The organism is Rhodanobacter sp. B04 (assembly GCF_002001125.1).
GTDB lineage: Bacteria > Pseudomonadota > Gammaproteobacteria > Xanthomonadales > Rhodanobacteraceae > Rhodanobacter.
In genome coordinates, this window is sequence record NZ_MUNV01000006.1 from 416,445 (window position 1) to 430,296 (window position 13,852).

The 13,852-nt window shown below is 66.3% G+C and carries 13 protein-coding genes; 9 read left to right on the forward strand and 4 right to left on the reverse strand.

Annotated features, from left to right (window positions below):
* Positions 1-136 precede the first annotated feature (136 nt).
* Entirely contained in the window at positions 137-1,468 is a 1,332-nt protein-coding gene (locus tag B0E46_RS04555; RefSeq protein WP_077554530.1) for an amino acid permease, read from the forward strand.
* Positions 1,469-1,663: 195 nt separating this feature from the next.
* Positions 1,664-3,790, forward strand: a complete 2,127-nt coding sequence (locus tag B0E46_RS04560) for a beta-agarase (protein ID WP_077554531.1) — start codon at positions 1,664-1,666, stop codon at positions 3,788-3,790.
* Here the strand turns inward: B0E46_RS04560 and B0E46_RS04565 are convergent.
* Positions 3,784-5,151 (reverse strand): hypothetical protein, encoded by a 1,368-nt coding sequence (locus B0E46_RS04565; RefSeq protein WP_077554533.1) that lies wholly within the window; start codon positions 5,149-5,151, stop codon positions 3,784-3,786. The two genes, B0E46_RS04560 and B0E46_RS04565, sit on opposite strands and share 7 nt — an antisense overlap.
* 163 nt (positions 5,152-5,314) lie before the next feature.
* Between B0E46_RS04565 and B0E46_RS04570 the strand changes: the two genes are divergently transcribed.
* Positions 5,315-5,746: a hypothetical protein gene (locus B0E46_RS04570; RefSeq protein ID WP_077554534.1), complete on the forward strand. Its 432-nt coding sequence runs from the start codon at positions 5,315-5,317 to the stop codon at positions 5,744-5,746.
* A gap of 83 nt (positions 5,747-5,829) precedes the next feature.
* Here the strand turns inward: B0E46_RS04570 and B0E46_RS04575 are convergent, their stop codons facing one another.
* From B0E46_RS04575 to B0E46_RS04585, 3 genes are read right to left on the reverse strand one after another with little or no spacing between them, the layout of a single operon-like run.
* Positions 5,830-6,237 carry a hypothetical protein gene (locus tag B0E46_RS04575; RefSeq protein ID WP_077554536.1) on the reverse strand — a complete coding sequence of 136 codons (408 nt, stop codon included), beginning with the start codon at positions 6,235-6,237 and terminating at the stop codon, positions 5,830-5,832.
* Positions 6,234-6,704, reverse strand: coding sequence for an Mpo1-like protein (locus tag B0E46_RS04580; protein WP_077554537.1), 471 nt, complete (start codon positions 6,702-6,704; stop codon positions 6,234-6,236). Before B0E46_RS04580 ends, B0E46_RS04575 begins: the two co-directional genes overlap by 4 nt.
* Before the next feature lie 28 nt (positions 6,705-6,732).
* Positions 6,733-7,629 carry a phosphoribosylaminoimidazolesuccinocarboxamide synthase gene (locus tag B0E46_RS04585; protein WP_077554539.1) on the reverse strand — a complete coding sequence of 299 codons (897 nt, stop codon included), beginning with the start codon at positions 7,627-7,629 and terminating at the stop codon, positions 6,733-6,735.
* A gap of 132 nt (positions 7,630-7,761) precedes the next feature.
* On the opposite strand from B0E46_RS04585, the gene B0E46_RS04590 reads away from it, so the two are divergent.
* The 6 genes from B0E46_RS04590 (at position 7,762) to B0E46_RS04615 (ending at position 13,844) form a co-directional block, all read left to right on the forward strand.
* Positions 7,762-8,088, forward strand: a complete 327-nt coding sequence (locus B0E46_RS04590) for a c-type cytochrome (protein WP_077554540.1) — start codon at positions 7,762-7,764, stop codon at positions 8,086-8,088.
* On the forward strand, positions 8,085-8,909 hold the full coding sequence (gene djlA, locus B0E46_RS04595; protein ID WP_077554541.1) for a co-chaperone DjlA: 825 nt from the start codon (positions 8,085-8,087) through the stop codon (positions 8,907-8,909). Before B0E46_RS04590 ends, djlA begins: the two co-directional genes overlap by 4 nt.
* Before the next feature lie 150 nt (positions 8,910-9,059).
* Positions 9,060-9,728: a ribulose-phosphate 3-epimerase gene (rpe, locus tag B0E46_RS04600; protein WP_077554543.1), complete on the forward strand. Its 669-nt coding sequence runs from the start codon at positions 9,060-9,062 to the stop codon at positions 9,726-9,728.
* Positions 9,729-10,525: 797 nt separating this feature from the next.
* A complete protein-coding gene (pdsR, locus tag B0E46_RS04605; protein ID WP_077554544.1) occupies positions 10,526-11,215 on the forward strand; it encodes a proteobacterial dedicated sortase system response regulator in 690 nt (229 codons plus the stop codon).
* Positions 11,215-11,802, forward strand: coding sequence for a hypothetical protein (locus tag B0E46_RS04610; RefSeq protein WP_254425038.1), 588 nt, complete (start codon positions 11,215-11,217; stop codon positions 11,800-11,802). Before pdsR ends, B0E46_RS04610 begins: the two co-directional genes overlap by 1 nt.
* Positions 11,803-11,828: 26 nt before the next feature.
* Positions 11,829-13,844, forward strand: a complete 2,016-nt coding sequence (locus B0E46_RS04615; RefSeq protein ID WP_077554546.1) for an ATP-binding protein — start codon at positions 11,829-11,831, stop codon at positions 13,842-13,844.
* Positions 13,845-13,852 lie beyond the last annotated feature (8 nt).

A 13,852-nucleotide genomic window follows, 5' to 3' on the forward strand; every position in this document is an offset into this window, starting at 1 on the left:
TCGCACTGCGATGCCAGTGTTCCGAGACAAAAGCCGCTTGTCAATTTGCGGTTGGCGCCGCTGCATACCGCCTGAAAAGGTTCGTATGCGACGCGGGACTGGCCGAAGCGGTGCCCACAATGGCATGGTAGCGGCCATGCTGACCGAACCCGCCAATGCCTATGCCCGTCGCCTGAACACCTGGGACGCCGCGATGATCGTCATCGGCGGCGTGATCGGGGCGGGCATCTTCATCACGCCGGCCACGGTGGCGCAGAACACCTCGTCCGGCCTGCAGGTGCTGATCCTGTGGGCGATCGGTGGCCTGCTGACCCTCGCCGGCGTGCTGTGTTACGCCGAGCTCGGCGCGCGACGGCCGCAGGCGGGTGGCATCTATGTGTACCTGCGCGAGGCGTTCGGCTTGCTGCCGGCGTTCCTGTTCGGCTGGACCATGGCGCTGATCAACTATCCCGGCAGCGTGGCGGCGGTGGTGACCAAGTTCGCCGTCTATTTCTGTCGGGCGCTGGGCTTGAGCCGGCTCTGCGAAATGCCGGTGGCGGTCGGCGCGATCGTGTTCATCGTCAGCATCAACCTGTTCGGCATCCGCGCCGGCGCGTGGATGCAGAACATCTTCACCGTGCTCAAGGTGATGGCGATCGCCTTGCTGGTGGTGGCTGGCATGGTGCTGGCACATGGCCACTTGGGACTGGTGCTGGTGCCGGACAACACGCAACCGGTGTCGTCGTGGGCGTTTGCCGGCGCCCTGCTGCCGGTGCTGTTCGCCTATGGCGGTTTTCATTACCTCAACGACCTGGCCGGCGAAGTGCGCAACCCGCAGCGCACCCTGCCGCGCGCGCTGGGCATGGGCATGGCCGGCGTGGTGCTTTGCTATGTGCTGGTCAACTTCGCCTATCTGGCCGGGCTCGGTCACGCCGGTCTCGCCACCAGCCTGGCGCCAGCAGCCGACCTCATGCAGAAGCTTTTCGGTGTGCACGGCGCCACCGTGATCGAGGTCGGTATTGCCTGCTCCACCTTCGGCTATTGCAGCATCGCGATCGCCGGCGGTGCGCGCGTGCTGCAGACGATGGGTGCGGACGGCGTGTTCTTCCGTGCGACCGGACGCGTCGATCCGCGCACGCGTGCGCCACAGATCGCGCTGGCCGTGCTCGGCTTGTGGGCGATCGTGCTGACCGTGTCGGGCAGCTTCAACCAGCTGCTCAACTACACCACGGTAGGCGAGTGGCTGGGCCACGTGTTCGGCATCGGCACGCTGTTCTGGTATCGCAAGCACTTCATCGACCAGCCGGCGCCGTACCGGGTGCCGTTCTATCCGCTGCTGCCGCTGATCTTTGTGACCACCGTGTTCGGCGTGATCGTGGCCAGCGCCATCCACGAGCCGGGCGATGCCGGCATGAGCCTGCTGATCATCGCGCTGGGTGTGCCGGTGTATTACGGCTGGCAGTGGTGGTCGCGCCCGCGCGAGGCGTAACGGGCAGGTGGCTTTCCAACGGAGCCGCTCCGCAAGCGCAGCAAGCCTTGCCGCTCCCTTCCAATTCCGTCATTCCGCGCATGCCGGTGTCGCACTTCGCCTCCCGCCAATCCAGCGCAGGCGCCAGCTTTGTGTGTTGTACTTTGCCGTGCCCTCGCATAATGCCCGGGCACCCCGCCCCAAGGCCGGTTGCGCATGAATCGTCGAGTATCGATCTGGCTATGCCTGTGCTGTCTGGGCGCCTGTCATGCGGCGAGCATCCCCGCTGTCGCGGATCTCGCCAGCCACGATGCCATGGCACAAGTAGGCTTCGATCAGGTCCGACGCGTGGGCGACGCCGAACATGCCGCTGACGGCGTGGCGCAACAGCGCTATGCCTTCCAGGCCGCGGCGCATCCGCAGATCGTGCTGACCCCTGTTCATGGCGTGTGGGACTGGTCGAAGCAGGGCGAACTTCATCTGCGCGTGCAGAACGCGATGGCATGGTCGGTGACGCTTGCCGTCGATATCGACGATGCTTCCGGCCGGCATCTGCACGCGACCGTGGGCGTGCCGGCCGGCCCGGCGCAGACGCTGGTGATGCCACTGCACGCCGAGTCGCCGCGTGGCGAGGGGATGCAGGTGGGGCCGCCGATGCCGTTCGACGATCATGGCCGGCCGACCTTGCTGGCAACCGCGGTGCAGGGTGCCCTGGACTTGCACAAGATCAGCGCGATCCGCCTCGGCGTACCTGCGCCGCAGGCCACGCAAATGCTGCTGTTCGGTCGTGTCGACACCGCGCCAGGCGGGACCACGCTGCACGATGCGTATGCCGGCATCGTCGATCGCTACGGACAATTCACGCGGGGTCAGTGGCCGGAGAAGATCGATGCCGATGCTGCCTTGCGCGCAGCCGGGAAGGCGATCCTGGCCGCAGCGCCGACCGCAGGACTCGATGCCTACGGTGGGCGTCTGGACAGCCAAGGGTCGAACAAGACCGGCTGGTTCCACGCGCGGAAAACCGACGGTCGCTGGCAACTGGTGACGCCCGATGGTCACGCGTTCTTCTCGCTCGGCGCCAACGCGGTGGTCGCCGATGGCGGTCGCAGCTATGTCGAAGGCCGCGAGTTCATGTTCCGTGACCTTCCGCCGGCCCATGGTGAATGGGCGGCGTTCTACGGCAGAGGCGACAACCGCGACAAGGATCAGGGCGCCAGCCAGGGCATCGGCTACGACCATGGTCGCTGGTTCGATTTCTACGCGGCGAACCTGTATCGCATCGATGGCAGGAACTGGCTGGATGCATGGCGCTCACGCACGCTGGATCGCCTGCAGGCGTGGGGCTTCAACACCATCGGCAACTGGAGCGACGATGCGTTGGGTCGCACGCATCGGTTGCCGTATACGCGTTCGATCAATATCGACGGCGACTACGCGAATGTCTCCAGCGGCTACGACTACTGGGGCCGCATGCCCGACCCGTTCGATCCGCGTTTCGTGCAGGCCACCGAGGTGGCAGTGACCAAGGCGAGCGCCGACGTGCGCGATGATCCGTACCTGCTCGGCTATTTCGCCGACAACGAGCTGGCCTGGGCCGGCAGCGGCCCGCAAGGGCGCTGGGGGCTGGCCATCGGCACGCTGGCCGGCGACGCGAAAAGCCCGGCCAAACAGGCCTTCATCGCGATGCTGCGCAAGCAGTACGTGGCGCCGGAAACGCTGTCCGCCGCGTGGGGCATCGCGCTGGGCTCATGGGATGCACTGGATGTCGCCGGTTTCGCCGCGCCGACGCCGAACGAGGCGCATCCGGCGATTGCCGCCGATTACAGCGCATGGCTGCGGCGCTACGCCGACACCTATTTCCGCACCGTGGGCGAAGCGATCCGCCGGCACGATCCGCACCACCTGTTCCTCGGCGGCCGCTTCGCGGTGAACACGCCCGAAGCGGTCGCCGCCTGCGCGCAGTATTGCGACGTGGTCAGCTTCAACGTCTACGCCGACCTGCCGCAGCACGGTTTCGACGCAGCGGCGATGCGGCAGCTGGACAAGCCGGTGCTGATCAGCGAGTTCCACTTCGGCTCGGACGACCGCGGCCCGTTCGGCAAGGGCGTGGTGTCGGTATGGAACGAACAGCAGCGTGGCGAGGCGTACGCGAAGTTCATCGCTGCCGCCGCGGCCGACCCGGATATCGTCGGCGCGCACTGGTTCCAGTACACCGACCAGCCGGTGACTGGCCGCCTGCTCGATGGCGAGAACAGCCATATCGGGCTGGTGGGGATCACCGATATTCCGTTTGGCGGGTTTGTTGAGGCCGTGCGCACAGCGAACAAGGCTGTGGATCATTGATCGTGTTTGCCACGCTCACGCTTGCGATGCTCACCCTCGGCGATGACCTTGTAACGGTTGAATGACTGCAGCCAGAGTGCGTTCTGGCTGGCGTCGCTCTCATGCGTGGCCTCGTTCTCGCTCTTCGTATCGGGCACGCGATTGAACGGGATGCGCATCGGCGCGGCGTCGTGTTCGAGTGCCAGCTGCATGCTGCCGAAGTAGAGCTTGTTGTAGCCGAACTTCGCGTTGATGCGATCGACCAGAGCGTCGACACGGCGCGTATCCTGCGTTGGCGCGAACAACGAACCGCTGCTTTGAGTGCGCGGGACCAATCGCATCAAAGTCACGCTGACCGATAGCGGCGTGGCGTTCACCGGTCCCGGCAACAAGCGACGGCGATGGCCGCTGTCCAGCATGCCGTTCAACAGGCGCAGCAGTTCGCGGCTGTCGTCGGTGGGATCGAAGGCGAGGTCGCATTCCCAGCGCTGGTCGTGGCCGATGAAGCGGATGCGCACGGCCAGCGCACCGCTGAGCATTTCCTCGCGGCGCATGCGCATCGCGGCCTTCACCAGCAGTTTCTTCAGCACCGCGCGGGCACCGACGGCGCTGCGCAGTTCCGGTCCCAACACGTGCGAATGGCCGATCGAGCCGCGTTCGGTGGGCGCGGCCGGCAGCCACGCGCCGCGCAGCAGGCCCCACATGCGCTCGCCCTCGATGCCGCCCCAGGCGTGCCGCAACCGATGCTTGTCGGCGGCGACGAGTTGCGCCACGGTGGTGATGCCGGCTTCGTGAAGGCGCGCCTCCATCGAGCGGCCGATGCCGCACAGGTCGCGCAGTTCCAGGCCGTGCAGGGCGTGCGGCAGGTCGGCTTGCTCGATCACGGTGAGGCCGTCGGGTTTGCGCATGTCCGAGGCGGTCTTGGCGAGGAAGTCGTTCGGCGCGATGCCGATGGAACAGCGGATCGCGCCGCCGGGGGCGGCCAAGGCCACTTCGTCTTTCACCTGCTGCGCGATGGCTTCGGCCACGTCGCGCTGGCGCTGGCGACCGACCAGCTCGCAGGCGACTTCGTCGATCGAGCCGACGCGGGCGATCGGGATCGCGTGGTCGATCGCCTCGATCAGGCGGTGGTGCCAGTACACATAACGCTCTGGCCGAGCCACACGGATTTCGATACCGGGACAGAGCCGCCTTGCCTCGCGCACCATCGTGCCGGTGCCGACGCCGAACGCCTTGGCCTCGTAGCTGGCGGCGATCAGGCTGGTGGTTTCGGCGGCCACCGGCGCCACGCCGACCGGGTGCCCGCGCAGGGTCGGATCCTCGTGCTGTTCGACCGAGGCGAAGTAGCTGTTGAAGTCGACGAACAGGCTGCGCAGGCTCATGGGGCATCTCGTAAGCGAGCGGGTGGTATAGCTTGCTCCGGTCTCGCCGGAGGAGACAGTGCTATCGCTCATGCGACGGTGGAATCAGCTAGGCTGGCGCCACCGTCGGGAGGGGGCATGGGGGTGCCGCGCGACGGTTTCCACTACTTCAAGGGGAGGCTTTATGGGTACTTCTTCGTTGGCTGCGCTTGCCGGCATGGGGATGTTCGCCATGCTGGTCATGATCGTAGGTGGCATCCTGCTCGGCGCACTGATCCTGTGTCTGTCATTTCGTATTGCAGTCGGCTACATGCCGTCGTATTTGCGCTCTATCGGCGCGATTCTGCTGACATTTGTTGCCGTGATCGTGGTGTTGATCGTGTTGAGGATGGTCCTCCCGCAAGGGATGGGTGCTCCTCTGTCGGTGGTTGCGGACCTGCTCGTGGGTGCTGCCGTGGTCAATTATCTATTGCTGTCCAAGGACGGCAGCCAGATCGGCTACGGAAAGGCGTGTCTGGTGCAGCTGATCTATATGGTGATCTTCTTTGTGTTTTCCCTGGTCATTGGTGTGATCATGGGGATGGTGTTCGGCGCGGCGCTGTTCGGCATGCACTGAGTTCGGAAGCCGACTTTCAGCGTTTCTCAAAGACAGAAAGGGGCGGATGAAATCCGCCCCTTTCTTGTAGCGAAGCCCCCGGATCACGCCAGGCTGGTGGCGATGCCGAAACTGATCGCCATGATCGTCGCCACCGCCATGCAGGCGCTGCCGGGGCGGATGCGGTGCGCATCGACACGCGGGGTCAGCCGCCACAGCAGGAACGTGCCGATCAGCATGTCCAGCACCAGGGTGCAGCGCAGCAGGCCGGAGTCGAGCAGGGCTGCGTAGGGCGGGTGCAGGTGGCCTTCGTACGCGGCCACGCCGGTGATCAGCAGCAGGCCGATCATGGTCCACAGCAGGCAGGCCAGGTAGATGCGGTTGAACACCACCGCGCAGCGTTCGGTCCAGCGCAGCACCGACCAGCCGATCAGGGCGAAGAGCAGCGCGCCGATGCTGCTGTAGAGCACCCACCAGAGCAGGGTGCTGATCAGGGTAAGCAGGGTTGTCATGTGGTCTGCTTGAATCCCAGTCGGCGCAGCAGCTTGGCCATCAGCCAGGCGGGGCCGATCAGCAGGTACGACAGGTCGGTGAGGAAACTGGGGCGGCGCCCCTCGAACTTGTGGCCTATGAACTGGCCGACCCAGGCGACCACAAAGACGCCGATGGCCAGATAGCACAACGACGCGCCGCCGAGCCGGTAGTACAGGAAATTGGTGAGCAGGCCCAGCACGGCGAATGCGAGCAGCAGCGCAAAAGCCAGCCGGTGCGAGCGCCGCCAGTACCAGTAGAACGCCAGCACCATCGCCAGCACTGACCATGCGCCGGGACGGAGGAACGCCGCCGGCACCGGAATCGTCCACAACAGCGCGATCACCGACCACACGATCGGCGGCACGCACAGCCAGTGGAACACCTGGTTGGTCGGGTTCTGGTGGTCGCTGCTGTAACTGTCGAGCCAGTCCTGCATGGTGCGCATGGGGCAACTCCGCGTTGAGTTGGATCGTCTAGTCGAGCTTGAGTCCGGCCAGTCGCTGCAATGCCTCGGCGTATTTGGCGGCGGTGGCGGCAATCACGTTATCCGGAATCACCGGGCCCGGCGCGGTCTTGTTCCAGTCCTGCGTCTCCAGGTAATCACGCACGAACTGCTTGTCGTAGCTGGGCGGGCTGATGCCGACGCGGTATTCGTCGGCGGGCCAGAAGCGCGAGGAATCCGGCGTCAGCATCTCGTCCATCACGTACAGCTTGCCGCTGGCGTCGGTGCCGAACTCGAACTTGGTGTCGGCGATGATGATGCCGCGTTCGGCCGCATAGGCGGCGGCCCACTGGTAGATCGCCAGCGTGGCGTCGCGCACCTTGCCGGCCAGTTCGGCGCCCACCGCGTTGACCACTACGTCGTAGCTGACGTTCTCGTCGTGGTCGCCGACGGCAGCCTTGGTCGACGGGGTGAAGATCGGTGCGGGCAGCTGCTGCGCCTGCCGCAGGTCCGCTGGCAGCTGGATGCCGCACAGCGCGCCGGTGGCCTGGTAATCCTTCCAGCCCGAGCCGATCAGGTAGCCGCGGGCGATCGCCTCCACCGGCACCGGCTTCAGCCGCCGCGCCACCACCGCGCGTTTCTCGTACAGGGCCAGGTCGGTGCCGGGCGGCAGCACTTCAGCCAGCGGTACGTCGAGCAGATGGTTGGGCACCAGGTGCGCGGTCTTGCCGAACCAGAAGTTGGAGATCTGCGTGAGCATCTCGCCCTTGCCCGGGATCGGGTTGGGCAGCACCACGTCGAACGCCGACAGCCGGTCCGTGGCGACCATCAGCAGCCGATCGTCGGACAACGCGTAGACATCGCGCACCTTGCCACGATGGAGCAGCTCCAGGCCGGGCAGGTTCGATTGCGGCAAGGTGGTCGGCACGGCGAAGGTTCCACGGAGGGGAGGAGAGCGCTCATTCTAGCTGCTGCGGCCGATCTGCCGGAAAGCCGCACCCGGCAGGCCGCATTCCCGGGCGCTGCTAGAATTGCCTGTCTTCATCCCCATGTGTTGCCGATGCGAACCCTACTGATAGCGGCGCTGTGTCTGGTCGCCGCCACGCCAGCCCTTGCCCAGAGCCAGACCGCGGCGCCGCCGCGACCCAGCCGGCTGGGCCTGTGCGCCGCCTGCCACGGCGAGACCGGGCACGCCAGCATGCCCGGCGCGCCGAACCTGGCCGGCCAGCAGCTGGACTACCTGCGCAGTGCGCTCAAGCAATATCGCAACGGTGGCCGCGATGTACCGCTGATGCGCGCGGCGATCGGCCCGGTCAGCGATGCCGATCTCGATGCGCTGGCTCGCTGGTACAGCGCGCAATCGCCGCAACCCCAGGCGCACCCATGAGCTTCTCCTACACCCTGTGGTTCGCATTCTTCGGCCTGTATCTCGGCCATTTGCCTGGCGCGATCACCGGCGCCGTGGTCGGCTTCATTTTCGACAACCTTCGTCATAGCCAGCGCAAGAACGCCACGCCGGAAGCGGGCGGCTACGTCGGGCCGCTGTTCACCCTGCTCGGCGCGGTGGCGAAGTCCGATGGCCGCGTGTCGGAGGCGGAGATCGCGGTGGCCGAACGCCTGATGACGCGGATGGGGCTGGATGCCGAGCAGCGCAAGCAGGCCGCGGTCAGCTTCAACGTCGGCAAGCAGCCGGAGTTCGATGTCACCCAGACCATCACGGCATTGCGCAACTGGGTCGGCATGCGTCGCGACCACGCGTTTCCGGTACTCGATGTGGTGATCGAAACCGTGCTGGCCGAGGGCAATCCGGCGCCGGAAAAGATGGCGATCCTGCGCCAGCTCGCGTTCGCGCTGCGGGTCAGCGACATGGAGCTGATGGCGCTGATGGCGATGAAGGGTTACGCGTGGAATGCCGGCGGCGGCCAGCGCGGCTACGGTTACGGCCAGCAGCAGGGCCATGGTTCGACCGGCGGCGGCTACGTGCCGCCACAACGCACGCCGCAGGGGCCGGATCCGTACGCGGTGCTCGGCATCGATCGCAGCGTCGACGATCGTGCGGTGAAGCGTGCCTACCGCAAGCTTATTTCCGAGCACCATCCCGATCGCCTCGGCGACCTGCCCGAAGACATGCGCAAACGCGCCGAGTCGCGCGCCAGCGAGATCAATGCCGCTTACGACCGTATCAAGGAACAGCGCGGCTTCAAGTAACCTAATATGGCAAAACCGGGCATCCTGCCGCGGTTCGCAAACAAACTGCCGCGGCAAAGCCGCGACAGCTTGTCGCGACAAGTGCTCGCGCATTCGTCGCGTCGGCACATCCCTGTGCCGGTTTGGCAAGTTCCTGCTCCGAGAAAAAACATGACCAAGCAATCCCCGATCATCGCCCCGTCCATCCTCGCCGCCGATTTTGCGCGACTGGGCGAAGACACTGCCGCGGCACTGGCCGCCGGCGCCGACTGGGTGCATTTCGACGTGATGGACAACCATTACGTGCCGAACCTCACGATCGGCCCGATGGTGTTGCAGTCGCTGCGCGGGTATGGCATCACTGCGCCGATCGACGTGCACCTGATGGTCAAGCCGGTCGACCGCATCGTGCCGGACTTCGCCAAGGCCGGCGCCAGCCTGATCAGCTTCCATCCGGAAGCGAGCGAGCACATCGACCGCACGCTCGGCTTGATCAAGGAATCGGGCTGCCAGGCCGGGCTGGTGTTCAACCCGGCCACGCCGCTGGATTACCTCGACTACGTGATGGACAAGCTCGACTTGATCTTGATCATGTCGGTCAACCCCGGCTTCGGCGGCCAGAAATTCATCCCCGGCGCCCTGGAGAAGCTGCGCCAGGCGCGCCAGCGCATCGAGGCCAGCGGCCGCGCGATCCGGCTGGAAGTGGACGGCGGCGTCACCGCCGACAACATCGGTGCGATCGCCGCGGCTGGCGCCGACACCTTCGTTGCCGGTTCGGCGATCTTCCACGCCAAGGATTACCGCGCCGAGATCGCCGCGATGCGCAAGGCGATCGCTTGAGCGTTCCTGCCGCCTTGTGCCAGGCGATCGGCTGAGCGTCATGCATAAAAATCCCGGCGCATGGAATGGATGCGCCGGGACAAACGTCGTCGGATGACGTGAGAGGAAACACTGTTGACTGGTGTGCCGTTGATTGGTGTGTGCCGACACGGCCGCATCGGAGGGAGGGGTCGCGGCCGTATCGGCACATTCCACGGCAATGGAACGGGCACCAATCGGTAACTCTGACCGGGACGATCCGGTTTGGTTCCGGGAAAATTTCTGAACGCGCTGAATCGGCGGGTCGCCCCGATTCAGGTTCAAAAAAATCCCCTCGCAAGGAGGGGAAAGTAACCACCATGTCGGACGGAATGCGGGTGCGGTGGGGCGTTACACGGGCTGCCAGTCCGGGTCAGGATCTTCCTGGCCCGCGTCCGGCGCGATTCCCTTCGCGCCGGACGCACCCATGCCTTCCACGGCTGAAAGCTTGAAGATGTTCGTGTGCATGGCGCCGATTCCGATTCAATGCATGCCGAGGATCAGGCCGAGCAGCAGCGCGCCCAGCGCCAGCGTCACCCGCAGCGGTTCGAAGCTGCGCAGCTCGGCATTCGGATCACGTTCGGTGGATTCGATTTTCGACATCGTCCGGCTCCATGCGTGGTGCATGGTTCACATCAAACATCCGGCCGCGGCGCTGGTGCCGGCACAATCGGGCCGGCTTGCCGCTGGCTTGTGGCAAAACGCGGGCACGGCTGGCATACGGCTTGCGCGGCGGCGGTCCGCATAGCACGCTGCGCGCACTACCAAGGGAGCGCGCCATGGGCCGCAGCATTGCCATTGTCGAAGACGAGCCGCTGATCCGCGCCAACTACGTCGAGGCGCTCAACCGCTTCGGCTACGATGCACGTGGCTACGGTTCGCGGCGGGAAGCCTCCACGGCATTCGCCATGCGCCTGCCGGAACTGGTGATCATCGACATCGGCCTCGGCGACGAGCCCGAAGGCGGCTTCGACCTGTGCCGCGAACTGCGTGCGAAGTCGGCCACCCTGCCGATCATCTTCCTTACCGCGCGCGATTCGGATTTCGACGTGATCTCCGGCCTGCGCCTGGGCGCCGACGACTACCTCAGCAAGGACACCAGCCTGCACCAGCTGGCCGCGCGCATCGCCGCGCTGTTCCGCCGCATCGAGTCGCTGAAGGCACCAGCCTCCAGTGAGACCGTGATCGAGCATGGCCCGCTGAAAATGGAATCCGAGCGCATGCGGATCAGCTGGAACGGCGAGGAGGTTCCGCTCACCGTCACCGAGTTCTGGATGGTGCACACGCTGATCCGCTTCCCCGGCCACGTGAAGAATCGCGACCAGCTGATGCGCGAGGCGGAACTTGTCGTCGACGACGCCACCATCACCTCGCACATCAAGCGCATCCGCAAGAAGTTCATCGCGGTGGCGCCGGAGTTCGACGCGATCGAGACGGTGCATGGCGTGGGTTATCGGTGGAAGCCGTGATGCCGCGTACGGTGATGCGACAGGTGCTGTTGGCGCTGGCGCTGCTTGTCTCCGTCGTGGCGCAGGCCGGTATGGGTCCGGACAACGTGCTGGCGCGTGGTGCGCGTGATGGCAACATGCCGGCCTGGGCGATCGCCGTCGTCGCGCCGGCTGGCTGGACGCGCGATTGCTGCACCTATGCCAAGGCCATCGGCGTCGATGCGGTGCTCTACCAGGGCGAATGGAGCGGCAAGCCGCAGCGTGTGATGGTGTTGAACGTGTGGCCGCGCAAGCTGCCTACACTGGCGGCGGAAATGCAGGGTGACCTCAAGCATTACCGCCAGATCGATCCGGCGGCCAAGGCCACGCCCATTGTCGTGCGGCATCCTGCCATGCCATGCGAGGCTACCCTCTACCAGAGCACCGATCATGTCGATGACGTGGTGGTGTTCTGCGATCCGGGCCAGGCCAGCGGTATCCGGCTGAGCTGGTCGATGACCTTCGACGACGCCGACCCGATGCGGCGCACACTGCTCGACGATTTCATGCGGGTGGTGATGGCCTCGCGCTACCTGCGTGATGCGGCATCGCCCGCACATGGCGCCTGACGGCCCATCGTGATGATGGTCGCACGATGACCCTGCGCCGCAAGCTGTTGCTGGTGGCCTTGTGCACGTTGGCATTGCCGGTGGCGGGCTGGCTTTACGTGCGGCAGATGGAAACCCTGCTGCGCGAGGGGCAGGCGCAGGCCTTGCTGGCGTCGGCGCGTGCGGTGGCGCGCAGCCTGGTGGTGACCGATGCGGTCGTGTCGGGACAGGGCAAGGGCTGGTATGTGCAGCAGACGCCGGACCCGATCACGGTGGACGGCTATGGTGACGACTGGGCGCCATTGACGCCGTGGAGCCAGCCGCTGGAGCAGCGCGGCCGCCTGCTGCTCGCCGAGGACGATGCCGGCCTGTACCTGTATGCCGATGTGCCGGATACCCGGCGTACCCGGGCCGATACCGAGGATGCCAATGCACTGGCAGCCGATCACCTGATTCTCTCGCTCGGCAATGCCTCCGGTCAGCGCCGATACCTGCTGGCCAGCGCCGCACCGGGGCCGCTGACGGCGCGCCCGCTCGATCCGGTGGTGGAGGGCTTGCCCGACCTGATCACGGCGCAGTGGCAGGAGGATGGCAGCGGCTACCGGGTCGAGCTGCGCCTGTCGCGCAACCTGTCGCTGCGCACGCTCGGGGTGGGCGTATATGACGCCCATGCCGGCGGCGATCCGATGGCGGCCGACACGCGCCCGTTGCTGCGCTTCTCCGGCACGCTTTCCGAGGAGTTGGCAAGGCTTGCGCCCGACCAGGTACAGGCGCGCGTGTTGTCGCCGCAAGGCTGGCTGCTGGCGCGCAGTGGCCGCCTCAATACGCTGCCCGGCAGTGATGGCCAGCCGGGCTGGTTCGCTTCCCTGATCTATCGTTCGCTGCTGGCGACCCGGCTGGAAGATGCCAACCTGTGGGCGCAGGACGTGCCGCGCCTGGATACCCGCGAGGTCACTACGGCGAGTACCGGCAAGCCGGTCAGCGTCTGGCGCAACGGCGAGGAGCGCGGCAGCGTGGTACTGGCTGCCGCGGTGCCGATCGAGCGTGCTGGCCAGGTCGATGGGGTGCTGCTGCTGGAGCAGGCCAGCCGCATCGTGCCGCTGCTGGCCAACCGCGCACTGCTCGGCCTGCTGCTGACCAGCTTCGGCGTGCTGCTGGTTGCGGGCGGTATCCTGCTGGCGTTCGCCACCCGGCTCAGCCTGCGTCTGGGTCGCCTGCGCAACGCAGCCGAACGCGCGCAGCTCAACGATGGACGTCTGGACGGCCTGTTCGAGCAGGGCCGCTTTCCGATGACCGATGCCACCGACGAGATCGGCGACCTGGCGCGCAGCTTCGAGCGCCTGTTCGAGGTGGTCGGCGGCTACACCGACTACCTGCGCACGCTGGCCTCGAAACTCTCGCACGAGCTCAACACGCCGCTGGCCATCGTCAAATCCTCGTTGGACAACCTCGAGCACGCGACGCTCCCCGCCGAGGCGCAGCCGTACCTGGCGCGTGCCCGCGACGGCGTGGCGCGACTCGGCGCGCTGGTGCGCGCGATGAGCGAGTCGAGCCGGATGGAACGCTCGATCACGGCGGCGGAACCGGAAGACGTCGACCTGCGCGACGTGGTGCGTGGCTGCGCGGATGCGTACCGTCCGCTGATCGGCCAGCGCCAACTCGAGTGCGTGCTGCCCGAGCTGCCGCTGCATCTGCATTGCGCGCCGGAGCTGATCGCGCAGGCGCTGGACAAGCTGCTCGACAACGCGCTGTCGTTCACGCCGGAGCATGGCTGGTTGCGGCTGAGCCTGCGGGTGGCCGATGCCGGCGCCGAGATCGAGCTGGCCAACCAGGGGCCGCTGCTGCCCGAAGCGATGCAGGGTCGGCTGTTCGATTCACTGGTCAGCCTGCGCGACAAGGCCACACCGGGCGATGCGCCGCATCTGGGTCTGGGCCTGTACGTGGTGCGGCTGGTGGCCGAGCGCCACGGCGGCGTGGCGTCGGCCCGCAACCTCGACGATGGCAGCGGCGTGGCCTTCAGCCTGCAGCTGCACGGCATGCCACGGCAGCGATTGAGTGGCTGAGCGCGCGC

Coding starts and splice junctions, on each gene's coding strand:
- B0E46_RS04555 (WP_077554530.1), top strand. CDS start 137: ATGCTGACCGAACCCGCCAATGCCTATGCCCGTCGCCTGAACACCTGG.
- B0E46_RS04560 (WP_077554531.1), top strand. CDS start 1,664: ATGAATCGTCGAGTATCGATCTGGCTATGCCTGTGCTGTCTGGGCGCC.
- B0E46_RS04565 (WP_077554533.1), bottom strand. CDS start 5,151: ATGAGCCTGCGCAGCCTGTTCGTCGACTTCAACAGCTACTTCGCCTCG.
- B0E46_RS04570 (WP_077554534.1), top strand. CDS start 5,315: ATGGGTACTTCTTCGTTGGCTGCGCTTGCCGGCATGGGGATGTTCGCC.
- B0E46_RS04575 (WP_077554536.1), bottom strand. CDS start 6,237: ATGACAACCCTGCTTACCCTGATCAGCACCCTGCTCTGGTGGGTGCTC.
- B0E46_RS04580 (WP_077554537.1), bottom strand. CDS start 6,704: ATGCGCACCATGCAGGACTGGCTCGACAGTTACAGCAGCGACCACCAG.
- B0E46_RS04590 (WP_077554540.1), top strand. CDS start 7,762: ATGCGAACCCTACTGATAGCGGCGCTGTGTCTGGTCGCCGCCACGCCA.
- djlA (WP_077554541.1), top strand. CDS start 8,085: ATGAGCTTCTCCTACACCCTGTGGTTCGCATTCTTCGGCCTGTATCTC.
- rpe (WP_077554543.1), top strand. CDS start 9,060: ATGACCAAGCAATCCCCGATCATCGCCCCGTCCATCCTCGCCGCCGAT.
- pdsR (WP_077554544.1), top strand. CDS start 10,526: ATGGGCCGCAGCATTGCCATTGTCGAAGACGAGCCGCTGATCCGCGCC.
- B0E46_RS04610 (WP_254425038.1), top strand. CDS start 11,215: ATGCCGCGTACGGTGATGCGACAGGTGCTGTTGGCGCTGGCGCTGCTT.
- B0E46_RS04615 (WP_077554546.1), top strand. CDS start 11,829: ATGACCCTGCGCCGCAAGCTGTTGCTGGTGGCCTTGTGCACGTTGGCA.